A 23,153-nucleotide genomic window follows, 5' to 3' on the forward strand; every position below is an offset into this window, starting at 1 on the left:
GCGCGGCTTGCTAGACAGGGTCCGCACTTCGCCAAAACAACCGAACACCAACCAATAATTCCGGAGGACCGAACCCGATGACCGCTCGCCGCAAGCTGATCGCCGGAAACTGGAAGATGAACGGCCTGAAGGCCGACGGGCTGGATCTCGCCTCCGACCTCGCGGGGCGGCTGAAGGGGGCGGGCGCCGTCGCCTTCGACATGCTGGTCTGCCCGCCCTTCCCGCTGCTGTTCCCGGTCCACGAGGCCATCGCCGACAGCCCCCTGGCGCTGGGCGCCCAGGACTGCCACGCCGAGACCTCCGGCGCCCACACCGGCGACGTCAGCCCGGTGATGCTGAAGGACGCAGGCTGCCGCTTCGTCATCCTCGGCCATTCGGAGCGCCGCGCCGACCACGGCGAAACCGACGCGGAGATCGCCGCCAAGGCGGTGGCCGCCCACAAGGAAGGCCTGGTCGCCATCATTTGCGTCGGCGAGACGGAAGCGCAACGCGACGCGGGCCAAGCGAACGCCGTGGTGTCCACCCAGCTGAAGGGCTCGATCCCCAAAGGCGCCACCGCCGCCAACACGGTCATCGCCTACGAGCCGGTGTGGGCCATCGGCACGGGGAAGACCGCGACGCCGGACGACGTGAAGGCGATGCACGCCCACATCCGCGCGGAGCTGGACGGCAAGGTCACGGAACCGGGCGCCGTGCGCATCCTCTACGGCGGCTCGGTCAAGCCCAGCAACGCGGCGGAGCTGATGGCGGTGGACAACGTGGACGGCGCGCTGGTCGGCGGCGCGTCGCTGAAGGCGGACGATTTCTGGGCCATCGGCGTCAGTTGCCGCTAGCATATCGGACCGGTCCGCGCTAAAAACGATGGGCGCGCGCCACGGGCCCCTACCAAGGTCCGTGGCGCGCTGTTGGTTTGGGCGATCCTTTGGGGTCGCCCCTCGCTGCGTTGGGCGGTCCTTAGGGGCCGCCTTGGGATGGGCTCAAGGGAACGGGTTGCATGGAATCGGTGATTCTGGTCATTCACCTGCTGATCGCTCTGGCGCTCGTCGGGGTCATCCTGATCCAGCGTTCGGAAGGCGGCGGTCTCGGCATCGGCGGCGGCAACATGGGCGGCATGATGACCACCCGCGGCACCGCCAACCTGCTGACGCGGACCACGGGCATCCTGGCCGGCTGCTTCATGGCGACCAGCCTGATCCTGGCGATCATGGCGGGGGCGCACACCCAGCCGGCCTCGATCATCGACACCATGCCGGCCCAGCCGGCGGCTCCGGCCGCACCCGCCCAGCCGGCGGCGCCGGCGCAGCCCGCCCCGCCCGTCGCCCAGTAACGACGGCGCGGCACGGTCGGGTCTGACGCGAGAGGCGGCCTCCCCCGAAGCCGCCTCTTTCTTTTGAGGAACGCGCATCTTGGACTAGTCCGGGGCGCCATCCTCTCTCGGGGAACGGATCTGGCTCTCAAGGTCTTCGGACGGACATGACTCGCTACATCTTCATCACCGGTGGCGTCGTTTCCTCGCTGGGCAAAGGTCTGGCGTCGGCGGCGCTGGGGGCGCTCCTCCAGGCGCGCGGCTACAAGGTGCGGCTCCGCAAGCTGGACCCGTACCTGAACGTTGACCCCGGAACGATGAGCCCGTACCAGCACGGCGAGGTCTACGTGACCGACGACGGCGCTGAGACCGACCTCGACCTCGGCCATTACGAGCGCTTCACCGGCGTTCCGGCCCGCCGCGGCGACAACATCACCACCGGCCGCATCTATTCGACCGTGATCGCCAAGGAGCGGCGCGGCGACTATCTGGGCGCCACTGTGCAGGTGATCCCGCACGTCACCGACCAGATCAAGGACTTCATCCGCGCCGACACGACCGACGAGGACTTCATCCTCTGCGAGATCGGCGGCACGGTGGGCGACATCGAGTCGACCCCGTTCCTTGAGGCGATCCGCCAGTTCGGCAACGAGGTCGGGCCGGAGAACGCGCTGTTCATCCACCTGACCCTGCTGCCCTACATCCCGACCGCCGGCGAGCTGAAGACCAAGCCGACGCAGCATTCCGTGAAGGAACTGCTGGGCATGGGCATCCAGGCCAACATCCTGCTGTGCCGCGCCGACCGCCCGATCCCGGAGAACGAGCGCAAGAAGATCGCGCTGTTCTGCAACATCCGGCCGGAGCGGGTCATCGCCGCGCTCGACGTCGATTCGATCTACCAGGTGCCGATCAGCTACCACGAGGAAGGCTTCGACACCCAGGTGCTGGAGTATTTCGGCCTGCCGACCGCCGGCAAGCCGGACCTCTCGCGCTGGACCAACATCATGGAGCGCGTGCGCAAGCCGCAGGGCGAGGTGACCATCGCCGTTGTCGGCAAGTACACGAGCCTGCTCGACAGCTACAAGTCGCTGGCCGAAGCACTGACCCACGGCGGCATCGCCAACAACGTGAAGGTCAAGCTCGACTGGATCGACTCGGAGATCTTCGAGGACGACAGCGCCGTCCAGAAGCTGGAGAACGTGCACGGCATCCTGGTGCCGGGCGGCTTCGGCTCCCGCGGGACCGAGGGCAAGATCCGCGCCGCCCAGTTCGCGCGTGAGCGCAAGGTGCCGTATTTCGGCATCTGCTTCGGCATGCAGATGGCGGTGATCGAATCGGCGCGCAACATGGCCGGCATCGTCGACGCCGGCTCGACCGAGCTGGGCAAGCCCGGCAATCCGGTCGTCGGCCTGATGACCGAGTGGATGCGCGGCAACATGCTGGAGAAGCGCACGGAGGGCACCGACCTCGGCGGCACCATGCGGCTCGGCACCTACCCGGCGAAGCTGGTCCCCGGCAGCAAGGTCGCCGATGTCTACGGCATGACCGACATCACGGAGCGGCACCGCCACCGCTACGAGGTGAACGTCTACTACAAGGAGCGGCTGGAGAAGTGCGGTATGCTCTTCTCGGGTCTGTCGCCGGACGGCGAGCTGCCGGAGATCGTCGAGATCCCGGACCACCCCTGGTTCATCGGCGTGCAGTTCCATCCGGAGCTGAAGTCGAAGCCCTTCGACCCGCATCCGCTCTTCACCTCCTTCATCAAGGCGGCGATCGAGCAGAGCCGGCTGGTCTGAGTCGCCAACGGTGCTGACCTGAACGGACGGGGGAGTTGATGACTCCCCCGCGTGCTCCAGATTCCGGGTCTTGAGGCTATAGTGAGAACGGCGGCCGAGCCAACGGCCGCCGTTTTTGCGCGTTGAGGGCTGGAAACCAAAAGAACGGAAAGGGGTACGGGCATGACCGACATCAGCATCCAGGCCGCGGACGGCGGCAGCTTCTCGGCCTATGTGGCGAAGCCGGTCAAGGGTGGCCAAGCGCCGGCCATCGTGGTCATCCAGGAAATCTTCGGTGTGAACAAGGTCATGCGCGACCTGTGCGACGGCTTCGCCGCGCAGGGCTACCTGGCCGTTTGCCCCGACCTGTTCTGGCGGCAACAGCCGGGCATCCAGCTGACCGACAAGACGCAGGAGGAATGGAACCGCGCCTTCGAGCTGCTGAACGGCATGGACCAGGACAAGGCCGTGGACGACATCAAGGCCACCCTCGCCTGGGCACGCCAGAGCCCGGACTGCACAGGGAAGGTCGGCTCGGTTGGCTACTGCCTCGGCGGGCGGCTGGCCTTCATGGTGGCGACACGTTCCGATTCGGACGCCAACGTCAGCTACTACGGCATCATGCTCGACGCCCTGACCGGCGAGGTGCCGAACATCAAGAAGCCGCTCCTGATGCACATCGCGGAGCAGGACAAGTTCGTCCCGCCGGAGGCGCGGGAGACGGTGCTGGCCGCGGTGAAGGGCAACCCGAACGTCACCGCCCACGTCTATCCCGGTGTGAACCATGCCTTCGCCCGCGTCGGCGGCGAGCACTACGACCAGCAAACCGCCGACCTCGCCAACGGGCGCACGGCTGCCTTCTTCAAGCAGCATCTGGGTTGACCCGGATCCCCACTTTCTGTGATTGAGAGACGAGGGCGAGAGGGCGTATGCCCTCTCGCATCGCTTTTGGGAGCATGAGATGACCACCGCCAAGACCGTCCAGATCGGCAACCTGACCATCGCCAACGACCGGCCCTTCACGCTCATCGCCGGGCCGTGCCAGATGGAAAGCCGCGAGCACGCGCTGGAAACGGCGGCGGCGATCGTCGAGATGACGGGCAAGCTGGGCATCGGCCTGATTTACAAGTCCTCCTTCGACAAGGCGAACCGCACCTCCATCAGCACGGCGCGTGGCCTGGGCATGGACAAGGCGCTGCCGATCTTCGCCGAGATCCGCGAACGCTTCGGCTGCCCGGTGATCACCGACGTGCACGAGCCCGACCAGTGCGCCGCGGTGGCCGAGGCGGTGGACGTGCTGCAGATTCCGGCTTTTCTCTGCCGCCAGACCGACCTGCTGATCGCGGCGGCCAAGACCGGCCGTGCGGTGAACGTGAAGAAGGGCCAGTTCCTGGCGCCCTGGGACATGAAGAACGTCGCGGCGAAGCTCGTCGCCTCGGGCAACGAGCGCGTGCTGCTGTGCGAGCGAGGCGCCAGCTTCGGCTACAACACGCTGGTGTCGGACATGCGCGCCCTGCCGATCATGGCGGAGACCGGCTTCCCGGTGGTGTTCGACGCGACTCACTCCGTCCAGCAGCCGGGCGGGCAGGGGACGACGTCGGGCGGCCAGCGCGAGTTCGTGCCGGTGCTGGCCCGCGCCGCCATCGCGGTCGGCGTTGCCGCCGTCTTCATGGAGACGCACGAGAACCCGGATTGCGCGCCCAGCGACGGCCCGAACATGGTCCCGCTGAAGGACATGCCGGCCCTGCTAGCCCGGCTCCAGGCCTTCGACCGGCTGGCGAAGATGTAAACGGAAAGCGCGTCGGGCGGCAGCTGCGACAGTGTGACGCGCTAAATTCCACAAGAGTCATATTCGGTTAGGTTGTTGATGGCTCGCCCGAAGATTAGCATTCCGGCATATAGATTTGCTGGAGGTGCTCATGCTTACGCCTGTGCAGGCAGCCATCGCTAAAGGAATGCGCGCTCGTGGTGAGTTCAACCATCACATTGCGGCGTGGTTGGATACCAACCAAGGTCGGCCTGCCGAACTTAATACTGGAGAGGAATATCCAAATATTCAGCCTGCTCTGCCGCAATGTCTTCCTCCAAGGGGGACGCCAGTCGGCCACCTTCGTTACGCTGTGACGACAATGCGTACGTTGCAAACTATGATTCATCAGGGACGATCGACAGAAGAACTGCGACCTGCCATTGAAGAGTTTCTATCGAACGTTACTGGCGGTACGAATTTCTTCGACGGTCAAGGATTCCTGTGAGTTCGAATTCATTCGACTGCGGAACTAAAGGAAGCTGAAATTTATGGACGCTCCGCGGTCTGCATGGCCGCGGGGCGATTCTCGGTGATCTCCCAGATGAGCTTGTCGAGGAGGGCGCGGCCGAAGCTCTCCACGCGGTCGGCAACCGCCACGAAGGCGGACGGCCCGCCGATGACGTGCGCCGCGAAATAGTCGGCCAGCCACGGCACCTCGTCGAGGATGACCAGCCCGTTGACGGTGATCCCCTGGGCTAGGATGCGCTCGCGCGCCGCGTCGGGCGTGATGCCGATGTTGTTGTAGCCGTTGCTGACGATGTCGATGACCCGCCGCGGCCCGCCCTCACCGGCGCTGCGGAACAGCCCGGCCGCGTTCAGCATGGCGGCACCGATCCCCGTGCTGCCGCGCAAGGGGCGGCGGGGCAGGGCGTCGATGGCGGCGGCGAACCTCGCGGCCCCCGCGGGATCGGCGACTTCCGTCCAGGGGATCAGGACGCGGAAGGCCGACGGGTCCGACCATTGCACCAGCGTCACGGCGATCCCGCCGCTTTGGCCGCTGATCGCCTCCACCAGTTTGGTGTCCCGGAAGGCGGCGGCGTGGCCGCGCAGCTGGAAATCGAACAGGTCGCCGTCGACGCTGGTCGACGCGTCGATCGCCAGCACCAGTTCGAGCGCCGCCGAACCCTGGGCCCGGCCGTCGCCGGCCCACGTCAGGGCGGCAAGCGCGAGAATTGCGGCGATGAAGGACCTGCCGATGCGCGAATCCATGCCGTAGGGAACGTCCATCGGCCTCAGACGTTGCCTTGGCATCGCGAACGCCGTGCTTACGGTGGAGCGTTCGCGGGCATCCCCGTGGGAAAACCCCGGGGTGCACCAGACATGGAGGATGCCATGAAGCTGACCCGCCTGTGCGCCGTCGCCGCCATCGGAGCCCTGCTCGCCGTTCCGGCGCTGGCCCAATCGACGACGACCAGCCCCTCCACCACCAACCGGACGGCGCCGCCGATGGCACCGCCGACGCCCCAGGCCAAACCGGTTCCGCCGGCGACCAGCGGCTCGACGGCCCCGTCCTCCACGATGGGCACCGGCGCCTCGACCTCGAAGTCGTCGAAGGTCATCGACATCAACACCGCCAGCAAGGACGAGCTGATGACCCTGCCGGGCATCGGCGAGGCACGGTCCGACGCCATCGTCAAGAACCGCCCCTACCGCTCCAAGGACGAGCTGGTCAGCAAGAAGATCGTGCCGTCCAACGTTTATACCGGCATCAAGGACCAGATCGCAGCCGTCGGCGGTTCCAAGAACACCGCGTCCGCCACGACGAAGAAGCAGTAGAACGAATCGTAGGTTGGGTGAAGGCGCAGCCGCAACCCAACATCGTCCCTACGGCGACGTGTTTTGGGCTTCACCCAACCGACGATTCACAGGCTGAAGCTGCGATAGGTGAACGGCACCTCCGCCGTGCCGCCGTCCGCAGAGGTGATGCCGGCGAGCAGCCCGTGATGCTCCGACAGGTCGCAGACCGGGTCGGCGTTGTCGGCGTTGCCGGTCAATGCCATGGCCTGGCAGCGGCAGCCGCCCCAGTCGACCTCCTTCTGGTCGCAGGACCGGCAGCGCGCCGGCATCCAGTCGGTGCCGCGGTAGCGCTGGAAAGCCGCGGAGTTCGCCCAGATGTCGGCCAGCGGACGCTCCGTCACCCGGTCGAAGGTCAGGCCGGGGATGGTCTCGGCGGCGTGGCAGGGCAGGACCGCGCCGCTGGGGTTGATGTTCAGGAACTTGCGGCCCCAGCCGCCCATGCAGGCCTTCGGGCGCTTGCCGTAATAGTCCGGCACGACGTAATCGACGACGAGTCGGCCCTTCAGCTCCGGCAGGCGGGCGCGGACGCGCTCGTCCATGCGGATCAGCTGCTCGTGCGTCGGCATAAGCGCGCCGCGGTTCTTCAGCGCCCAGCCGTAATACTGGACGTTGGCGATCTCGATGCGCCCGGCCCTGAGGCCCAGCGCCAAGTCGATGAAATCATCCACCCGGTCGATGTTGTGGCGCTGGACGATGGCGTTGACGGTCAGCGCCAGCCCCAGGTCGGTGACGTCCCGCGCCACCTCCAGCTTCTTCGGGTGCCCGCCAGGGAAGCCGCTGATCAACTCCGCCTTGTCCGCTACCGTGTCCTGGAAGCCGATCTGAACGTGCTGGAGCCCGGCGTTGCGCAGCCGCTCCAGCCGCGCCCGGTCGAGCAGGACCGCGGAGGTGATCAGGTTGACGTAGAGCCCGGCCCCGGTCGCGTGGGCGACGAGCGTCTCCAGATCCTTGCGCGCCGTCGGCTCCCCGCCGGAGAAATGGACCTGGATCACGCCCATGTCCGCGGCCTGATCCAGCACCCGGCACCAAGTGGCCGTGTCCAGTTCCCGGCTCGCCGGGTCGAGTTGCAGCGGGTTGGAGCAGTAGGCGCAGCGCAGAGGGCAGCGGTGCGTCAGCTCCGCCAGGATCGCCAGCGGTGGTTCAAGGACCGTTCCGGTGCTGCAATGGGCCGTCATCGGGTCAGGAATCCCTTTGCGATCATGTCGGCCAGAACCTCCCGCACGTCCGCCGCGATCTCCGTGCGGGGGGCGTCGAACTGCGCGGCGAGCGCGTCGATGGCCTCGGCCACTGTCACCGGCGGCTGCCCCGTCGTCGCCCGCACCACCTCCAGCGCCACCTCGTCCAGGATCAGCACGCGCTCCGGCCCCAGAAGCTGCCAGTGGTTGCGCACCCGGTCCTGGCGGAGCATGACGCCGGGCGCCAGCCGCACCCGGTCGTCCTCCCCGACCGACATCTCCTGTGGCGCCGTCATCGCGTGTAGACCGGCGGCTCCATGTCGTCCGGCACGAAGGCGCCGGGCGGGATGAGGCCGGGGGACACATAGGCGTGGTGCAGCGCGTCCAGCTGGGCCCACAGCAGCTCCGCCTTATGGCGCAGGGCGGCGATGACCTGCTGCTGCTGCTCCGCGGTGCGGGCGTTCTCCAGGACGTATTCCAGCCCGAACTCCACGTCGCGCGGCGCCTCATCCAAGCGCTTGCGGAAATAGGACAGGGTGGCGTCGTTGGCGAAGGCGTAGTAGGCCTCGAACCCGGCGATGCGCTCCCGGTGGATGGCCGGCGCGAACAGCTCCGTCAGGGAGGAGGCGATGCCCTCCAGCGTGCTCTTGCTCGCAACGAAGTTGACATAGCTGTCCACGGCGTAGCGCGTGGCCGGCAGGATGCCCTGCAGCGACATCACATAGTCGCGGTCGAGTCCCAGCCCGTCGGTCAGGCGCAGCCAGCGCTCGATGCCACCGACCTTGCCTTCCTCGCGCTGCGCTTCCTCGCCGAAGCCGTCATGGTCCAGCACGCGGCGGATCCAGGCGCGGCGCAGCGCCGGATCGTCCATGCGCGCCATCAGGGACAGGTCCTTCTTCGGGATCGAGACCTGGTAGTAGAAGCGGTTCAGCGCCCAGGCCTGGACCTGCCCGCGCTTCAGCTTGCCGCCGTGCAGGAGTTTGTGGAACGGGTGCAGGTCGTGGTATTGGCGCTCGCCGATGGCGCGCAGCTCGCGTTCCAGTTCCTCACGCGACAGCAGTCTGGTCATAAGGTGAACTCCATCCCGTCTTGGGCGATCTCCCAGCCGGCACCTTCGGCCGCGGCTCGTTCGGGCGAGTCGTCAAGCAGTGCCGGGTTGGTGTTGTTGATGTGAATGAAGATTTTGCGGTGCACGTCCAGCCCTTCGAAGGCGGCGATGGAGCCCTTCGGGCCGGACATCGCCATATGGCCCATGCGCTGGCCGGTCTTGGTCCCGGTGCCGGCGCGGATCATCTCGTCGTCGGTCCAGGTCGTGCCGTCGAACAGCACCAGCGGCGCCCCGCGCAGCCGGTCGGCCAGCCAGCCGGGCATGGCGGAACAGCCGGGAATGTAGAAGAACACCGCGTCGCTGTTCAGGTCGCGGATGCGCAGCGCCACCGTGTCCTCGGCGACCGAACCGAATCCGGTTGCAGTCGGGTCTTCCAGATAGAGCGCCACCTTGCCGGGCACGGCGAAAGCCTCGATCTCGAAGGGCAGGGGCACGCCGTCGGCGTCGGCGGGGACGTAGGGCCGGTCCAGCGCGACGGCGCGGCGCGGCACCAACTCCGGATTCACCACGCGGAAGACCGAGTTCGCGGCCAGCACGGAGTGCACCCGTTCCGTCGCGTAGACGGCGAACGGCTGGGACTCGCGGAGCGTCAGCAGGCCCGCGACATGGTCGATGTCGGCGTTGGTCAGCACCGCCGCCGCGATCGGGCTGTGGCGGATGCCATCCCTGGGGTGCAGCGCCGCGTTGGCGCGGATCTGGTGGCCGAGGTCGGGCGAGGCGTTCAGCAGCACCCAGCGCCCGTCGCCGCCACTGACCGCCAGCGAGGACTGGGTGCGGGGCTTTGCCGCGGGGTCGCCTGAGCGGGCGCGGCGGCAGCCGTCGCAGTTGCAGTTCCATTGCGGAAACCCGCCGCCCGCCGCGGAGCCGAGGACCAGGATCGTCAGCATCGGGGAATCCCCCTGTGAAGGGTGTAGAGCGGCGGGTTCCGCAACGGGCGCGCCAGGATCAAAGGCGGGCGCAGGCGTAGGCGTTGATCTCGGTGCCGACGGCGATTTCGACGATCTGGGGCTTGCGCCAGGTCTTCATGGTGCGTTCCTCCGCGTGGGGTGCCGGGATGGCGATTCGTTCGCCGGACCAGCGAACACTGAAACGCTACGAGCCCCCGTTCAGCCGGTCTATGCGACTTTGGAAGGAGGCGCCGGCTCAACAGGATAGGGAGCTGCCGGGCGGGACGCTTCCTTCCGCGCGTCCATCCGATCGATTTTCCGCCCCTGCGGCCTTGCATCCCCCCTCAGGCGGGGCTATCAAGCCCGCGCGCTTCTTTTTTCGCCCGGATTACGCGCGCAACGCGGAGGAAAAACCAATCATGAGCGCCATTACCGAAATTCACGCCCGCGAGATCCTCGACAGCCGCGGCAACCCGACCGTGGAGGTCGACGTCCTGCTGGAATCCGGCGCCTTCGGCCGCGCCGCGGTTCCGTCGGGCGCCTCGACCGGCGCGCATGAGGCGGTCGAGCTGCGCGACGGCGACAAGTCCCGCTACGGCGGCAAGGGCGTGCTGAAGGCCGTGGTGTCGGTGAACGGCGAGATCTACGACACCCTGGCGGGTCTCGACGCCTCCAACCAGCGCGCGGTCGACCTGGCGATGATCGAGCTGGACGGCACGCCGAACAAGGGCCGGCTGGGCGCCAACGCCATCCTCGGCGTGTCGCTGGCCGTCGCCAAGGCTGCGGCGGAAGAGGCCGCGCTGCCGCTGTTCCGCTACGTCGGCGGCGCGTTTGCCACGCTGCTGCCGGTGCCGATGATGAACATCATCAACGGCGGCGCGCACGCCGACAACCCGATCGACATCCAGGAGTTCATGATCATGCCGGTCGGCGCCACCTCCGGCGCCGAGGCCGTCCGCATGGGCTCGGAGATCTTCCAGGCGCTCAAGAAGAAGCTCAAGGACGCCGGCCACAACACCAACGTCGGAGACGAGGGCGGCTTCGCCCCCAACCTCGCCTCCACCGACGAGGCGCTCGGCTTCGTCATGAAGGCCGTCGAGGCCGCCGGCTACAAGCCGGGCGACGACGTCATGCTGGCGCTCGACGCCGCCTCGACCGAGTTTTTCAAGAACGGCAAGTACGAGCTGGCCGGCGAGGGCAAGTCGCTGAGCTCCGAGCAGATGGTCGCCTACTGGGCGGACCTGGTCGGCCGCTACCCGATCATCTCGATCGAGGACGGCATGGCCGAGGACGACTGGGAGGGCTGGAAGGCCCTGACCGACGCCATCGGCAACAAGGTGCAGCTGGTCGGCGACGACCTGTTCGTGACCAACCCGGCGCGCCTGGCCGAGGGCATCAAGAAGGGCGTCGGCAACTCGATCCTGGTCAAGGTCAACCAGATCGGCACGCTGTCGGAGACGCTGGAAGCCGTGGACATGGCGCACAAGGCCGGCTACACCGCCGTCCTGTCGCACCGCTCCGGCGAGACCGAGGACAGCACCATCGCCGACCTCGCCGTCGCCACCAACTGCGGCCAGATCAAGACCGGCTCGCTGAGCCGTTCGGATCGCCTCGCCAAGTACAACCAGCTGATCCGCATCGAGGAGATGCTGGGCACCGCATCCCGCTTCGCCGGCCGCGGCATCCTCAAGGCCTAACCGCCGGGCGCGCCTGACCCTGGTCTGGAACGCGCGAGGGGCCCCATTGTGGGCCCCTCGTCGTATATTCAGGGTGCGGTGCGACGCTGCGGGAACTTGGCGGAACACAACGCCGTCGCCATCCTATGGGCGGGGTTCCCCGCAACCATAGGCCCGGCCGATGCTGTTCCTTCCGCTGTACGACGACAACCCGACGCGGCGGACGCCGGTCGTCACCATCGCGGTGATCGCGCTGTGCGTGCTGGTCTTCCTCTGGCAGCTCTCGCTCGGGTCGCGGGGGGAGCAGTTGGCCGTCTACTCCTTCGGGGTCGTGCCGGCGGTCCTGTTCGGCCATGCCGAGTTGCCGGAACCGTTGCGGGTGATCCCGCCCTGGATGTCCGTCGTCACGTCGATGTTCATGCACGGCGGCTTCCTGCACATCGCCGGGAACATGCTGTATTTCTGGATTTTCGGGAACAACGTCGAAGACAGCATGGGGCGGGGCCGCTTCATCGTCTTCTACCTGCTGTGCGGCACGGCCGCGGCACTGGCGCAGAGCATCGCCAACCCGACGTCGGAGGTTCCCATGCTGGGCGCCAGCGGGGCCATCGCCGGCGTTTTGGGGGCCTATCTGGTGCTGCACCCCCGCGCCAACGTCGGGGTGCTGTTCTGGTTCATCATCATCGTCCGGATCATCACCGTGCCGGCGATCCTGGTGCTGGGCGTCTGGTTCCTCGGCCAGATTCTCAGCGGCCTGTCCACACCGACGACCAGCGACGGCGGGGTGGCCTTCTGGGCGCATGTCGGCGGATTCGTGGCCGGGGTCGTGCTGATCACCTTCTTCAAGCGGCCGAACGTGCCTCTGCTGGAACCGGCGCACAGCCAAGCCTTCGCGGTGCTGCCGCCGGGCGCACCGATGCGGCGGGGCAGCGTCCCCGACGCGGGCGACCGCCGCCGCCCGTTCCGCTGAATGCCCTCTCCCGCGTCATGCGGGAGAGGGGAAAGCCCTGGCTCAGCGCGCGCGCAGGTAGGCCAGCACCGTCTCCGGCGACGATTCGCCGTACGGGTCGCCGCCCTGGCCGGCGTCGTTGATGCCCGGCTCCTCGAAAAGCTTCTCGATGACGCCGTCGTTGACGACCATGGCGTAGCGCCAGCTGCGCTGGCCGAAGCCGACATGGTCCTTGTTGATCAGCATGCCCATGCGGCGGGTGAAATGGCCCGAGCCGTCGGGGACCAGCTTCACGTTCTTCACGTCCAGGTGCTTGCCCCACTGGAACATGACGAAGGCGTCGTTGACGCTGAAGCAGTAGACCTCGTCGATGCCAAGCTCCTTGAACTCCGGATAGAGCTTGTCGTAGGTCGGGACCTGCTGGTTGGAGCAGGTCGGCGTGAAGGCGCCGGGCAGCGAGAACACGACGACGCGCTTGCCGGCGAACAGCTCGTCGGTGCCGACGTCCTGCCAACGGAACGGGTTCGGCCCGCCGACGCTCTCGTCGCGCACGCGGGTCTTGAACACAACCTGGGGGACCTTGCGCCCTTCCATGACCATCTCCGGAATGATTGGTGCGGTGGCGGCCGCGACGGGGCGGCCGGCGGAATGAGATCCCGACCTTAACCGTTTGTTTTCGCCGCTCCAAACGAAGACGGAACGCGTGCGCGGTCATGTCTCATGCGCGGGCGTTCGCGATGTCGTGCCCGGCCTCGCGCAGGATCCCGGCGAAGACGTTATCCACGACCAGCGCCTTCGCGGCGGCGATGTCCGGGGCCATGGCGCGGTCGTCCGTCCACGGCGCCACACGGGCGCGCAGCAGGGCTTTCGCGCGCTCCAGAAGGGGGGAGGAGGCGAGCGGCGCTCGCAGGTCGATGCCCTGCGCGGCGGCCAGCAGCTCGATGGCCAGGATGCCGGCAAGGTTGTCTGCCATGTCGCCCAGCCGTCGGGCGGCGTGGGTCGCCATGCTGACGTGGTCCTCCTGGTTGGCGGAGGTCGGCAGGCTGTCCACGCTGGCCGGGTGGGCCATCTGCTTGTTCTCGCTGGCCAGCGCCGCCGCGGTGACCTGCGCGATCATGAAGCCGCTGTTCAGGCCCCCGTCGGCCACCAGGAAGGGCGGCAGGCCGGACAGGTTGGTGTCCATCAGCAAGGCGATGCGCCGTTCCGACAGCGCGCCGGTTTCGGCGATGGCGAGCGCCAGCACGTCCGCGGCCATCGCCACCGGCTCGGCGTGGAAGTTCCCGCCGGACAGGATGTCGCCGCTGTCGGGGAAGACCAGCGGGTTGTCGGAGACGGCGTTCGCCTCCCGCTCGAGCACCCCGGCGGCGAAGCGCATGTGGTCGAGCACCGCGCCCATCACCTGCGGTTGGCAGCGCAGGCTGTAGGGGTCCTGCACCGTCCCGTGGTCGCCGCGATGGGACTCGCGGATGGCGCTGCCCTGGAGCAGGTTGCGGTAGACGGCGGCCACATCCCGCTGCCCGGGCTGGCCGCGCAGATCGTGGATGCGCGCGTCGAACGGCCCGTCGCTGCCCAGCGCGGCGTCGACGCTGAGCGCGCCGGCCACCAGCGCTGCGGCGAAAGCGTCCTCCGCCGCGAACAGCCCGACGAGGCCGAGCGCGGTGGACACCTGCGTGCCGTTGAGCAGCGCCAGACCCTCCTTCGCCTCCAGCACCAGCGGGGACAGGCCGGCGCGCTTAAGCGCCTCGGCGGCCGGCAGCCTTTCCCCGTCGATGTCCGCCTCGCCCTCGCCGATCAACACGGCCGTGAGGTGGGCGAGGGGGGCGAGGTCGCCGGACGCGCCGACGGAGCCCTTGGCCGGTACCACCGGCAGGACCCCGCGGTTGAACAGGGCCAGCAGCGCCTCGATCACCTCCACCCGCACGCCGGAATGGCCACGGGCCAGCGCGTTGACCTTCAGCGCCAGGATCAGCCGCACCACCGCCGGGGACAGGTCCGGCCCGGTGCCGGCGCAGTGTGACAGGACAAGCCGCCGCTGCAGCTCCCGCACCTGGTCGGGGGCGATGCGCTTGCGGGCGAGCAGGCCGAAGCCGGTGTTCACGCCATAGACGGCCCGGTCGCCGCCCGCCGCCGCCGCCACGGTCCGGGCCGACGCCTCGATGCGCGGGCGGCAGTCGGCCGCAAGCAACAGCGTGGCCGGACCGCGCGCGATCCGCCGCAACTGCGCCAGCGTCAAATGGCCGGGTTCCAGCGTCAGCCTGTCGTTCATGCGATCTTCCCCCTCGGGTACTTGCGAAAACGTCCTCCCCTACACATGAGGTTCCGACCTGGCCTGCGCAAAGGGGGTGGTTTTCGGTGGCAAACCTGTGATGTGGGTCAATCTTTATCTTTCATTTACCAAGCTGGCGTCAATTGGTCCTCGCCTGCATCCAGTGGGCACTGCCTCAAACGGTGACAATTGGAGGGCTATAAATGCCTCGCCTCTTTAATCGCGGCTCTGAAAAGGCCGATAAAGACATGACGTTCGGTGGGCGCTATTTCTCCAGGATACTTGTTGGTGCCTTTGTGTTCAGCGCCGCCATCAACGCCTTGATGCTGGCGATGCCGCTGTATTCCCTTCAGGTGTTCAGCCGGGCCATCCCGTCCGGAAACATTGAGACGCTGGTCATGCTGACGGTGATCGTGGTGATCGCCCTGTCGCTGATCGCCGCCATGGAAACCGTCCGCTCCCGCATCCTGTGCCGCGCCGGCAACGCGCTCGATGTGGCTTGGCGCCGCCGCCTGACCGCGGACGTGCTGGAGGCCTCGGGCCGCGGCCGGCCGGACAGCACGCCGCTCAACGACCTCATGGAGGTCAAGGGCGCGCTGACCCGGCCGTCGATCCCCGCCCTGATGGACCTGCCCTGGGCGCCGCTCTACGTGATCGGCATCTACCTGATCCACCCGCTGCTCGCCGCCCTGCTGGTCGCCTCCATGGCGGTCATGGCCTTCATGGGCTTCCTCGGCCACTGGGCCGTCAAGGGCTTCGCCGACGAGGGCAAGCTGCCGGCCGGCCGTTCGCAGAAGCTGTTCGACGCGCTGCTCACCAAGTCCGACACCGTGCGCGGCCTGCGCATGGGGCCGAGCGCGCTGGACGCCGTCGCCCGCGACGCCCTGACCTCGTCGGCCCTGCAGGGCCGCTCCACCGAGCGGTCGGCCGCCATCGGCGCCGTGACCAAGTGGGTGCGCATGATCCTGCAGATCGCCGTGACCGGCGTCGGCGCCTGGCTGGTGATCGAGCAGCACCTGTCCTTCGGCGGCATGATCGCCACCTCCATGCTGGTCGGCCGCGGCCTCGCCCCGGTCGAGCAGACGGCCGGCGCCTGGGGCCAGTTGCAGAAGTCCTGGCAGGCTTTCCGCCGCCTCTACCCGCTGCTGAAGCGCCTGGCGCGTGAGCCGGCCCGCCCGGCGGTCCCGCTGGAGCGCGAGCGCCTGACGGTGGAGAACCTGCTGTTCGTCTCGCCGCGCGACCAGAAGCCGATCCTGCGCAGCGTCACCCTGGCGATCGAGCCGGGCCAGACCATCTGCATCGCCGGTCCCAACCGGTCGGGCAAGTCGGTCCTGGCGCGCCTGCTGGCCGGTGTCGCCGTGCCGTCGGCCGGCACCGTCCGCCTCGGCGGCCTGGCGCTGGCCGCGCTGAACCCGGACGAGCCGGCGCACGGCATCGGCTACATGGCGCAGAACGCCGACCTGCTGCCCGGCACCATCGCCGAGAACATCGCCCGCTTCACCGAGGCGACCCGCGAGCAGGTCGAGGACGCCGCCAAGCGCGCCGGCATCCACGAGTGGATCGAGACGCTGCCGAACGGCTACGAGACGGACGTCGCCGATCCCTTCTTCCCGATCACCGGCGCTTCGGCCCGCCTGATCGCGCTGGCCCGCGCCGGCTTCGCCACCCCGCCGCTGCTGGTGCTCGACGAGCCGTCGGCCGGCATGGACGAGATCGGCCACAAGGCGGTGCGCGAGTTCATCGCCGAGGCCAAGAGCCGCGGCACCACCACCATCGTGCTGACCCATTCCCCGGCCTTCGTCGACCTGTCCGACAAGACCTTCGTGCTGAAGAACGGCATGGCGGTCGAACTGCCGCAACGCCAGGAGCAGCCGCAGCAGGGCGCCAACTGGGCCCGCCTGCGCAACATCGGCCCGGCGCCGGTGCAGCAGAGCGCGGCCGGCTGACGCCGACCCCCTGATTGCACCGAAGGCAGCCGCGACTCCAGGCGATTAAGGACCGAATTCCATGACCGACATCACCCTGCATTCCTACAAGACCAAGACGATGACGTCGCTCAGCGCGCTCCGCGCGCTGGTCCCCGACACCCGGGTCAGCGGGCTGCTGACCGGCGGCTTCCTGGTGCTCGCGGTTGGCTTCGGCGGCATGACCGCCTGGGCCGCCCTGGCGCCGCTCCACAGCGCGGTGATGGCGTCCGGCGCCCTGGCTCCGGAGACCGGCCGCAAGACCGTGAAGCACACCGAAACCGCCCAGATCGACGAAGTCCTGGTCAAGGAAGGCGACAAGGTGAAGGCCGGGCAGGTCCTCATGCGTCTGGACAGCACCGAGGCCGCGACCAAGCTCCAGGTGCTGACCACCTCCTGGATCGAGACGCAGGCCCTGGAGGCCCGCCTGACCGCCGAACTGTTCGAACAGCCGCAGATCCAGTGGCCGGACGACCTGTCCCGGCGCCGCGGCGCCGACCGCACGGTGGACAAGCTGATGGGCAACCAGGACACTCTGTTCCAGGTCCGCCGCAACCAGCTGGACACCGAGGCGCGCCTGACCAGGGAGCGCGTCGCGACCCTGCGCGAGGAAGGCGTCAGCCTGCAGAGCCAGCGCCAGTTCCTGGCCCGCGAGATCGCGCTGAGCGAGGAAGACCAGCGCATCACCCAGGGCCTGCTGTCCCGCGGCAACTCGACCCGGACCAAGCTGGTCGAGCAGCAGAAGGAACTGGCCCAGCTGATGGGCCGCGACCGTGAGCTGGAGGCCCGCATCGCCCAGTCCAAGCAGTCCGCGGTGGATGCCGAAGGCGACCTGTTGCGCCGCCGGAACGATTTCCGCGAGAAGGTGCTGGTCGATCTGGAAAAGGCCCGCGGCGACATCGTGAAGCTGGCGGAGCAGATCCGCGACGCCGCGAACCGGCTGGAGACGCGCGCGATCAAAGCGCCGGACGAAGGCACGGTGGTGATGCACAGCCATTGGACCGCTGGCGGAACGATCACCGCCAACGAGCCGATCATGGACATCATCCCGGACGAGCGCGCCCTGCTGGCCGAGGTGAAGGTGCAGCCGAAGGACATCAAGTCGCTGTCGGTCGATCTGCCCGTGAAGGTGCAGCTGACCGCCTACGACAGCCGCGTCGTCGGTTCGCTGGACGGCACGGTGACCTACGTGTCGGCCGACCGGATCATGGACCCGATCACCCGGCAGGAAAACTACATCGCGCGCATCCGCCTGCAGGACAGCGATTCCCACCAGGTGCACAACCTGAAGATCAAGCCGGGCATGCCGGTCGAGGCCCGCATCGTCCTGTCGGCGCGCACGCCGCTGGACTACCTGATCCAGCCGATCAAGAGCACCTACGTGAGGGCCTTCATTCAGGAGTAATTCCTGGACGATCCGACGGGTTCTCGACAAGGAAAGGGCGGCTTCCCCAGGGAGAGCCGCCCTTTCCTTGTGCCCATTTGATGTCTGGATGTCAGGTGCCAACCGCGGCCGCGTGCGCGGCGGCGAGTTCGGCGTCTTCCGCCTGGACCTTGGCGAAGGAGGGGCGGGCGGTGACGCGCGCGATGTAGTCCATGAACTCCGGCCGTTCCGGCACCAGCTTGAAGCCGACCGTCCAGGAGAGCGCCATGCCCCACAGCACGTCGGCGGCGGTAAAGCGGTCGCCCAGCATCCAGGGGCCTTTGCGCAGCTGGCCGGACAGCGTGTCGAACACCGTCTCGGCGCTGCCGTAGGGCGACATCGTCGCGGGCGCCGGCTCGCGTTTCAGGGCGATGTCGACGACCGCCGGTTCGAAGCAGGAGCTGTAGAACACCATCCAGCGCAGGTACGGGCCGCGCAGCGGGTCGTCGAACGCGGGGGCGAGGCCGGCCTCCGGAAACAGGTCGGCGAGGTGCAGGAAGATGGCGGCCTGCTCCGTGACCAGCGCGTCCCCGTGCAGGATGGCGGGCACCTTGCCCATGGGATTCACGGCCAGGAACGCGGGCTGGCGCTGTTCCCCCGCCTTCATGTTCAGGACTTTGAGCGTGTAGGGCGCCCCGAGCTCCTCCAACAGGATGAGCGTGCCCGTCGAGCGGGTGTTCGGGCTGTGGAACAGCGTGACGTCGCGGTTTGATGCCACCGGTGGAATCCTCCCTTTTTCGTTGAAGCCGATCATCGGCTGCAACGAAAGGGCGGTCAAGGCTTCCGGGACGGGGAGGGGGTCAGTCGCGCGCCACCCGCACCCGGCGCGCCGCGAGGTCGAGCGCGAGCTTGAGCTGGGTCAGCGAGAAGGGCTTGTTCACGATGCCCAGCGGATAGGTTTCCGTGATTCGGGCCATGATGGTGTGGTTCGCGTAACCCGACAGGAAGATCGACCGGATGCCGTAGTTGGCGTGCAGCCGTCGTGCGGCCTCGATCCCGTCGCCGCCGGCGAGGCGGACGTCCATCAGCGCCACGTCGGGACGCTCGCGCCCGGCCAGTTCGACCGCCTCCGCCTCGGTGCGGGCGGTGCCGCACACGGTGTGGCCGAGGTCGGTGACGGCCATACACACGGCCTCCGCGGCAATGGCCTCGTCCTCGACGATCAGAAGGCGCAACGACCGGACGACCGGCGGTGCGTACCCGCGGACGGAGTCATGCCGTTGCAGGATGTTTGCGGGGCCGCAGCGATGGCGTCGTTCCGCGCTGGAGCCCGGCTTGGTCAATGTATCCATGTCGTCCCGTGCCACGACCGCCCCCGCGCGCTTGTTGCGCCCGATGGGACCAGCGCTGCCAGCGAAGCGCCGCCGGCGTGGCCCCATCCTGTTTTTTTGGTAAAAATTCATTTACCAAAGAAAGTGGTAGCCTTCGCCAAAAGGAATATCAAGCAAAATTGCAACGAACACGCACATTCGCGGCAACAGCGTCACAGACTGTTGCTGGAATGCTTCAGTGTGTCCCGTTTGGCACCGGACGACGGAAGGTTGCGGTTCAGCGGTCGGAGCGGCTGAGCCAGTCGATGCCGTTGGGCGGGTTTGTGGCTGTCCCGTCTCGCGGTTCGGACTTCCGCCCGTTTCCCGTCAAGGGCGACAGCCATGACCCGGATGACGACTTGGCGGGTTCCTGTTTCGGTGGCTCCGGCTTGGGTGGAGGAGGGGGCGCGGCATAGACCGTGGGCGTGAAGCGCGATGCGGAGGGCGGCGGTGGCGCCGCGGTCGGCTCCGGCCGCACACCCGGGAACTCCGGCGCGGCCGGGGGAGCCGGCGCCGCTGGAGGAGGTTCAGGTTTCCTCGCAGCCGGAGCGGGGGGCGCGGGCGGGGAAGCGGGCGTATCCGGAGCTTGCGCCGGCTGGCTTGGACGCAGGCGCGGTGTTTCGTTCGCCGCCATCCAAGACGGGCGGTCCTCGTCCGCGACGGGTCCGGTCCGGGTGTCGATGCGGCGTGCCTCGTCGCGGATTTCCAGGAGCGTGGACACGGCGAATTGCAGGAGCGGCGCCATGCGCTCCGAGTCCGCCAGATCCTCCGCCGTCATCGACGCGAAGCGCTTGCGGACCAGTTCCACCGCATCCTCAATCCGGTCGCGAAGCCCTTCCGTCCCCTGGACCAGCCGTTCCACATCCTCGCGGAGGGTCGAGATCTCCCAGGCCTGCCGAAGCTCCTGGAAGCCGATCGCCTGCGACGGACCCCGGGTCCCGTCGGGTCCCGGCGGCAACTGCGGCCGAAAGTCATTGGGCATCTTTGCCAAACCCCTGGGTCCTATCCTGCAATCAACCCTGGGACGAAGGAAGGATGCCGTGTCACATGTTTAACGCGGTTGAACATGTTTGGAAACCGTTTGCGCACCCCAATCGCTTGTACTATTTTTTGCGCGCCGGAGGGAACGGAATCCTGCGGTATCACAAATCCTACCCACCCCTCCCTCGAACGACCTATTTGCCGGACAAGCACGGTGTCGATTGATCGCGCGGAACTTGAACGGCTCCTGGCCGATCGCCCGACTGGCAACCGCTCGGCCATGCAGGCGGTTCGCGAAAGCTACGCCGACATCGGCCTGATGCGAGAGCGCGGGCTGTCCTGGGCCGACATCTCGGACATCCTCGCAAAACTGGGCATCACCGCCCGCGACAACCAGCCGATTTCGCCCGTGACGCTGCGCTCCGCCTTCTTCCTGGTGGGCAACGAGGCGCGCTCTGGCGATGCGGAGGCCGACGGCCCGCCGGCTTCCGCGGAGACGCTGGAGGCGGTTCACCGCGCCGCCCTTGAAGCCGGACGTGCGTCCGACGCCTCGGCAACCGCGTCCGATGCGAGCGAGCCTATGGCCGCCGCGCCGGGCGGCGTTCCGGAGGAGGATGCCGCACCGGTGTCCGAACCGCCGCCGTCTCTTCCGTCGACTCCCGTCGTGCCGCCCGAACCGGAACCGGCTGAACTGGCGTTTCCCGAACCGGAGTTGCCGGTGGCAGTTTCGCCCGTGGCGGAGTCCGTCGCCGTCGAGGCCGCCGTCCTGCCGCCCGCCACGCCGGCGCCTGTGGCGCCCGCGCCGATTCCATCCACCCCCATTCTTCAAGACCCGGTCCACGGGATTTTGACAACGAACACTCTTTTGAAAGGCGATCGCATGCTGGGCACGATCTTCGTCCTCAATGACCGTGGCGGCGTCGGCAAGACGTTGCTGTCCCATCACCTGATGGCGACCGCCATGCTCGAAGGCCTCCAGCTCAAGGTCGTCGAGTACGAAGTGAACGAGCGCCTTGCCCGTCTCTTCGGGCCGGAGGTGGTGGAGCACCGCCGCATCACCCAGGACTTCATGAACATGATGGGTTCGGGCGATGGCTTCTACGAGTTCTGGGACCTGATCGGGCCGGAACTGCAGCGCGGCGGCCGCCTGTTCGACTTCGGCGGCAACATCTCCCAGTGGTTCTTCAACTGGGCCGAGGTGTCCGGCTTCGATTACTACGTCGGCGAGGGCGAGCGGCTGACCTTCATGGTGCCGGTGACCGTCGATCTGGCCTCGCTGTCCACCGGCATGAACACGCTGGAACGCATCGCCACCATCGCCCCGAAGGCGAAGCGCGTGCTGGTGGAGAACGGCTTCTCCGGCCCCTTCTCGCAGTTGGAGGACAGCCAGTACGCCCGCCGCAAGGCGGAAATGGTGGAGCGTGAGGGCGTGGAGGTCATCTCCATGGCGCCCTGCACGGCCCCGGCCTGGGCGCGGCTGACCGGCCACCGCATCGACCAGGTCGCCCAGATGACCCGCGAGGATCTCGTGAAGCTGGGCATGACCCCGCCCGTCGCCTCCCGCTCGCTGATCATCATCCACGAATGGCTGCGCACCATGCGCCAGGCGCTGTCGCCCTACCTGCGCGACGCCTTCAACCAGACGGCGGGCGCGGCGGCCAAGAGCGGCGTCCGCCAGGGCGCGGTCTGATCCTCGGTTCGGCTTTTCGCTTGCACGCGCATTACGGGGGCCTTCGGGCCCCCGTTTCTTTTGTGCTTGGACTTGTTTGGCTCAGACGAACGCTTCGACGATCTTGGCGAAATCCTCCGGCCGCTCGGCGTGCAGCCAGTGGCCGGTGCCCTCGATCATCTCGATCCGCGCGTTCGGGAAGTGGTGGCGGATCGGGGCGGTGTATTCCGGCAGGATGTAGTCGGACCGTCCGCCGCCGACGAACAGCGTCGGGCCGCTGTAGCGGGCGTCGCCCAGATCCGGGAAGCCGATCAGGCTCTCCATGCAGGACCCGATGGCGTCCAGGTTGATGCGCCAGTGGAACGCGCCCTGCTCCAGCACGAGGTTCTGCAACAGGAAGGAGCGCAGCGGCGCCTCCGGCACCGCCTCGGCCAGTTGGGAATCGATCTCCGACCGCCGGGTGCGGCCGGCCAGGTCGGCGCGCTTCATGGCGGCGACGAAGGGGGCGTGGGTGTGGGTGTAGGTCACCGGCGCGATGTCGGCGACCAGCAGTCGCTCGACCCGGTCCGGGTGCTTCAGCGCCAGCGTCATGGCGGTCTTTCCGCCCATGGAATGACCGACCACCGCCGCCCGCGCGAAACCGCGGTCGTCGAGGAAGCGCAGCACGTCGTCGGCCATTTCCGCATAGGTCATGCTGTCGGACCAGGGCGATCCGCCGTGGTTGCGCAGGTCGAGCGCGTAGACGCGGTGCGTCTCGGCAAAGCGCCGGGCCAGCGTCTGCCAGTTGCGGGCCGAACCGAACAGCCCGTGCAGGACCAGGAGGGGCGTGCCGCCGTTCGCTTCGCCGGCTTCCAGATAGGTGAGGGGAAGACCCTGGGCCATGGAGATCCCGATGCATGGTCGTTGGATGATGGCCGATCCTAGCAGAGCGGTCCGCTTGAAAGCCCCGCAAATTCCACGAACGGTGCCATGCCGAAAGGCGTGACGCGGACGCGGAAAACGCTAGGATGGCCCAGCTTTTAGGGGGCCTTTTCGGGGGCCTTTCAGGGGATTGGAC

General features: G+C 67.8%; 24 protein-coding genes. 12 read left to right on the forward strand and 12 right to left on the reverse strand.

Going from position 1 to position 23,153, the window contains the following annotated elements; genetic code table 11:
* Window positions 1-77 precede the first annotated feature (77 nt).
* From tpiA to M2351_RS06705, 6 genes are all read left to right on the forward strand, one after another.
* On the forward strand, window positions 78-833 hold the full coding sequence (gene tpiA, locus M2351_RS06680; RefSeq protein WP_264655327.1) for a triose-phosphate isomerase: 756 nt from the start codon (window positions 78-80) through the stop codon (window positions 831-833).
* A gap of 161 nt (window positions 834-994) precedes the next feature.
* On the forward strand, window positions 995-1,327 hold the full coding sequence (secG, locus tag M2351_RS06685) for a preprotein translocase subunit SecG (protein WP_264655328.1): 333 nt from the start codon (window positions 995-997) through the stop codon (window positions 1,325-1,327).
* Window positions 1,328-1,473: 146 nt separating this feature from the next.
* Entirely contained in the window at window positions 1,474-3,102 is a 1,629-nt protein-coding gene (locus M2351_RS06690) for a CTP synthase (RefSeq protein WP_264655329.1), read from the forward strand.
* A gap of 162 nt (window positions 3,103-3,264) precedes the next feature.
* Complete coding sequence (locus tag M2351_RS06695) at window positions 3,265-3,963, forward strand: dienelactone hydrolase family protein (protein ID WP_264655330.1); 699 nt, start codon at window positions 3,265-3,267, stop codon at window positions 3,961-3,963.
* A gap of 79 nt (window positions 3,964-4,042) precedes the next feature.
* Window positions 4,043-4,870, forward strand: a complete 828-nt coding sequence (gene kdsA, locus M2351_RS06700) for a 3-deoxy-8-phosphooctulonate synthase (protein WP_264655331.1) — start codon at window positions 4,043-4,045, stop codon at window positions 4,868-4,870.
* 130 nt (window positions 4,871-5,000) lie between these two features.
* The gene (locus M2351_RS06705; protein ID WP_264655332.1) at window positions 5,001-5,336 is read left to right on the forward strand and encodes a hypothetical protein; all 336 of its coding nucleotides are present in this window, start codon (window positions 5,001-5,003) and stop codon (window positions 5,334-5,336) included.
* Window positions 5,337-5,377: 41 nt separating this feature from the next.
* Here M2351_RS06705 and M2351_RS06710 read toward each other — a convergent pair whose 3' ends face one another.
* Entirely contained in the window at window positions 5,378-6,118 is a 741-nt protein-coding gene (locus M2351_RS06710) for a DUF1194 domain-containing protein (RefSeq protein WP_264655333.1), read from the reverse strand.
* 105 nt (window positions 6,119-6,223) lie between these two features.
* Between M2351_RS06710 and M2351_RS06715 the strand changes: the two genes are divergently transcribed.
* A complete protein-coding gene (locus M2351_RS06715; protein ID WP_264655334.1) occupies window positions 6,224-6,667 on the forward strand; it encodes a ComEA family DNA-binding protein in 444 nt (147 codons plus the stop codon).
* An 86-nt stretch (window positions 6,668-6,753) separates the two neighbouring features.
* Here M2351_RS06715 and pqqE read toward each other — a convergent pair whose 3' ends face one another.
* Genes pqqE through pqqA form a run of 5 tightly spaced genes read right to left on the reverse strand, consistent with a single transcriptional unit; the run spans window position 6,754 to window position 9,997 of the window.
* On the reverse strand, window positions 6,754-7,863 hold the full coding sequence (gene pqqE, locus M2351_RS06720; RefSeq protein ID WP_264655335.1) for a pyrroloquinoline quinone biosynthesis protein PqqE: 1,110 nt from the start codon (window positions 7,861-7,863) through the stop codon (window positions 6,754-6,756).
* Window positions 7,860-8,159, reverse strand: coding sequence for a pyrroloquinoline quinone biosynthesis peptide chaperone PqqD (gene pqqD / locus M2351_RS06725; RefSeq protein WP_264655336.1), 300 nt, complete (start codon window positions 8,157-8,159; stop codon window positions 7,860-7,862). Before pqqD ends, pqqE begins: the two co-directional genes overlap by 4 nt.
* Complete coding sequence (gene pqqC, locus M2351_RS06730; RefSeq protein WP_264655337.1) at window positions 8,156-8,932, reverse strand: pyrroloquinoline-quinone synthase PqqC; 777 nt, start codon at window positions 8,930-8,932, stop codon at window positions 8,156-8,158. The genes pqqD and pqqC overlap by 4 nt, the downstream gene beginning before the upstream one ends.
* On the reverse strand, window positions 8,929-9,858 hold the full coding sequence (gene pqqB / locus M2351_RS06735; protein ID WP_264655338.1) for a pyrroloquinoline quinone biosynthesis protein PqqB: 930 nt from the start codon (window positions 9,856-9,858) through the stop codon (window positions 8,929-8,931). Before pqqB ends, pqqC begins: the two co-directional genes overlap by 4 nt.
* Window positions 9,859-9,916: 58 nt before the next feature.
* The gene (gene pqqA, locus M2351_RS45060; RefSeq protein WP_014240199.1) at window positions 9,917-9,997 is read right to left on the reverse strand and encodes a pyrroloquinoline quinone precursor peptide PqqA; all 81 of its coding nucleotides are present in this window, start codon (window positions 9,995-9,997) and stop codon (window positions 9,917-9,919) included.
* A gap of 280 nt (window positions 9,998-10,277) precedes the next feature.
* Here pqqA and eno point away from each other — a divergent pair, with 280 nt between their 5' ends.
* Window positions 10,278-11,555, forward strand: a complete 1,278-nt coding sequence (gene eno, locus M2351_RS06740; protein WP_264655339.1) for a phosphopyruvate hydratase — start codon at window positions 10,278-10,280, stop codon at window positions 11,553-11,555.
* 160 nt (window positions 11,556-11,715) lie between these two features.
* Window positions 11,716-12,504 carry a rhomboid family intramembrane serine protease gene (locus tag M2351_RS06745; RefSeq protein ID WP_264655340.1) on the forward strand — a complete coding sequence of 263 codons (789 nt, stop codon included), beginning with the start codon at window positions 11,716-11,718 and terminating at the stop codon, window positions 12,502-12,504.
* A gap of 42 nt (window positions 12,505-12,546) precedes the next feature.
* Here M2351_RS06745 and M2351_RS06750 read toward each other — a convergent pair whose 3' ends face one another.
* On the reverse strand, window positions 12,547-13,077 hold the full coding sequence (locus tag M2351_RS06750; protein ID WP_264655341.1) for a peroxiredoxin: 531 nt from the start codon (window positions 13,075-13,077) through the stop codon (window positions 12,547-12,549).
* A gap of 124 nt (window positions 13,078-13,201) precedes the next feature.
* Window positions 13,202-14,749, reverse strand: a complete 1,548-nt coding sequence (hutH, locus tag M2351_RS06755; RefSeq protein WP_264655342.1) for a histidine ammonia-lyase — start codon at window positions 14,747-14,749, stop codon at window positions 13,202-13,204.
* A 248-nt stretch (window positions 14,750-14,997) separates the two neighbouring features.
* Here hutH and M2351_RS06760 point away from each other — a divergent pair, with 248 nt between their 5' ends.
* Both M2351_RS06760 and M2351_RS06765 read left to right on the forward strand, forming a co-directional pair.
* Complete coding sequence (locus M2351_RS06760; protein ID WP_264655343.1) at window positions 14,998-16,695, forward strand: type I secretion system permease/ATPase; 1,698 nt, start codon at window positions 14,998-15,000, stop codon at window positions 16,693-16,695.
* A 61-nt stretch (window positions 16,696-16,756) separates the two neighbouring features.
* Window positions 16,757-18,118: an HlyD family type I secretion periplasmic adaptor subunit gene (locus tag M2351_RS06765; protein WP_264655344.1), complete on the forward strand. Its 1,362-nt coding sequence runs from the start codon at window positions 16,757-16,759 to the stop codon at window positions 18,116-18,118.
* 91 nt (window positions 18,119-18,209) lie between these two features.
* Here M2351_RS06765 and M2351_RS06770 read toward each other — a convergent pair whose 3' ends face one another.
* The 3 genes from M2351_RS06770 to M2351_RS06780 form a co-directional block, all read right to left on the reverse strand.
* A complete protein-coding gene (locus M2351_RS06770; RefSeq protein WP_264655345.1) occupies window positions 18,210-18,854 on the reverse strand; it encodes a glutathione S-transferase family protein in 645 nt (214 codons plus the stop codon).
* An 82-nt stretch (window positions 18,855-18,936) separates the two neighbouring features.
* Window positions 18,937-19,428, reverse strand: a complete 492-nt coding sequence (locus tag M2351_RS06775; RefSeq protein ID WP_264655346.1) for a response regulator — start codon at window positions 19,426-19,428, stop codon at window positions 18,937-18,939.
* A 256-nt stretch (window positions 19,429-19,684) separates the two neighbouring features.
* Window positions 19,685-20,428, reverse strand: a complete 744-nt coding sequence (locus tag M2351_RS06780) for a hypothetical protein (RefSeq protein ID WP_264655347.1) — start codon at window positions 20,426-20,428, stop codon at window positions 19,685-19,687.
* Between the two features lie 213 nt (window positions 20,429-20,641).
* Here M2351_RS06780 and M2351_RS06785 point away from each other — a divergent pair, with 213 nt between their 5' ends.
* The gene (locus tag M2351_RS06785) at window positions 20,642-22,117 is read left to right on the forward strand and encodes a hypothetical protein (protein WP_264655348.1); all 1,476 of its coding nucleotides are present in this window, start codon (window positions 20,642-20,644) and stop codon (window positions 22,115-22,117) included.
* Between the two features lie 81 nt (window positions 22,118-22,198).
* Here the strand turns inward: M2351_RS06785 and M2351_RS06790 are convergent, their stop codons facing one another.
* Window positions 22,199-22,978: an alpha/beta fold hydrolase gene (locus M2351_RS06790; protein ID WP_264655349.1), complete on the reverse strand. Its 780-nt coding sequence runs from the start codon at window positions 22,976-22,978 to the stop codon at window positions 22,199-22,201.
* Window positions 22,979-23,153 lie beyond the last annotated feature (175 nt).

The organism is Azospirillum canadense (genome assembly GCF_025961225.1).
Taxonomy (GTDB): Bacteria; Pseudomonadota; Alphaproteobacteria; order Azospirillales; family Azospirillaceae; genus Azospirillum; species Azospirillum canadense.

What these genes read in the sequence shown, in the direction of transcription:
- M2351_RS06710 (WP_264655333.1), bottom strand. Translation starts at nt 6,118, where the DNA reads ATGGACGTTCCCTACGGCATGGATTCGCGCATCGGCAGGTCCTTCATC.
- M2351_RS06790 (WP_264655349.1), bottom strand. Translation starts at nt 22,978, where the DNA reads ATGGCCCAGGGTCTTCCCCTCACCTATCTGGAAGCCGGCGAAGCGAAC.
- eno (WP_264655339.1), top strand. Translation starts at nt 10,278, where the DNA reads ATGAGCGCCATTACCGAAATTCACGCCCGCGAGATCCTCGACAGCCGC.
- M2351_RS06750 (WP_264655341.1), bottom strand. Translation starts at nt 13,077, where the DNA reads ATGGAAGGGCGCAAGGTCCCCCAGGTTGTGTTCAAGACCCGCGTGCGC.
- hutH (WP_264655342.1), bottom strand. Translation starts at nt 14,749, where the DNA reads ATGAACGACAGGCTGACGCTGGAACCCGGCCATTTGACGCTGGCGCAG.
- pqqA (WP_014240199.1), bottom strand. Translation starts at nt 9,997, where the DNA reads ATGAAGACCTGGCGCAAGCCCCAGATCGTCGAAATCGCCGTCGGCACC.
- M2351_RS06760 (WP_264655343.1), top strand. Translation starts at nt 14,998, where the DNA reads ATGACGTTCGGTGGGCGCTATTTCTCCAGGATACTTGTTGGTGCCTTT.
- M2351_RS06695 (WP_264655330.1), top strand. Translation starts at nt 3,265, where the DNA reads ATGACCGACATCAGCATCCAGGCCGCGGACGGCGGCAGCTTCTCGGCC.
- M2351_RS06705 (WP_264655332.1), top strand. Translation starts at nt 5,001, where the DNA reads ATGCTTACGCCTGTGCAGGCAGCCATCGCTAAAGGAATGCGCGCTCGT.
- pqqC (WP_264655337.1), bottom strand. Translation starts at nt 8,932, where the DNA reads ATGACCAGACTGCTGTCGCGTGAGGAACTGGAACGCGAGCTGCGCGCC.
- M2351_RS06765 (WP_264655344.1), top strand. Translation starts at nt 16,757, where the DNA reads ATGACCGACATCACCCTGCATTCCTACAAGACCAAGACGATGACGTCG.
- pqqE (WP_264655335.1), bottom strand. Translation starts at nt 7,863, where the DNA reads ATGACGGCCCATTGCAGCACCGGAACGGTCCTTGAACCACCGCTGGCG.
- pqqD (WP_264655336.1), bottom strand. Translation starts at nt 8,159, where the DNA reads ATGACGGCGCCACAGGAGATGTCGGTCGGGGAGGACGACCGGGTGCGG.
- secG (WP_264655328.1), top strand. Translation starts at nt 995, where the DNA reads ATGGAATCGGTGATTCTGGTCATTCACCTGCTGATCGCTCTGGCGCTC.
- pqqB (WP_264655338.1), bottom strand. Translation starts at nt 9,858, where the DNA reads ATGCTGACGATCCTGGTCCTCGGCTCCGCGGCGGGCGGCGGGTTTCCG.
- M2351_RS06780 (WP_264655347.1), bottom strand. Translation starts at nt 20,428, where the DNA reads ATGCCCAATGACTTTCGGCCGCAGTTGCCGCCGGGACCCGACGGGACC.
- M2351_RS06690 (WP_264655329.1), top strand. Translation starts at nt 1,474, where the DNA reads ATGACTCGCTACATCTTCATCACCGGTGGCGTCGTTTCCTCGCTGGGC.
- tpiA (WP_264655327.1), top strand. Translation starts at nt 78, where the DNA reads ATGACCGCTCGCCGCAAGCTGATCGCCGGAAACTGGAAGATGAACGGC.
- M2351_RS06745 (WP_264655340.1), top strand. Translation starts at nt 11,716, where the DNA reads ATGCTGTTCCTTCCGCTGTACGACGACAACCCGACGCGGCGGACGCCG.
- M2351_RS06775 (WP_264655346.1), bottom strand. Translation starts at nt 19,428, where the DNA reads ATGGATACATTGACCAAGCCGGGCTCCAGCGCGGAACGACGCCATCGC.
- M2351_RS06715 (WP_264655334.1), top strand. Translation starts at nt 6,224, where the DNA reads ATGAAGCTGACCCGCCTGTGCGCCGTCGCCGCCATCGGAGCCCTGCTC.
- kdsA (WP_264655331.1), top strand. Translation starts at nt 4,043, where the DNA reads ATGACCACCGCCAAGACCGTCCAGATCGGCAACCTGACCATCGCCAAC.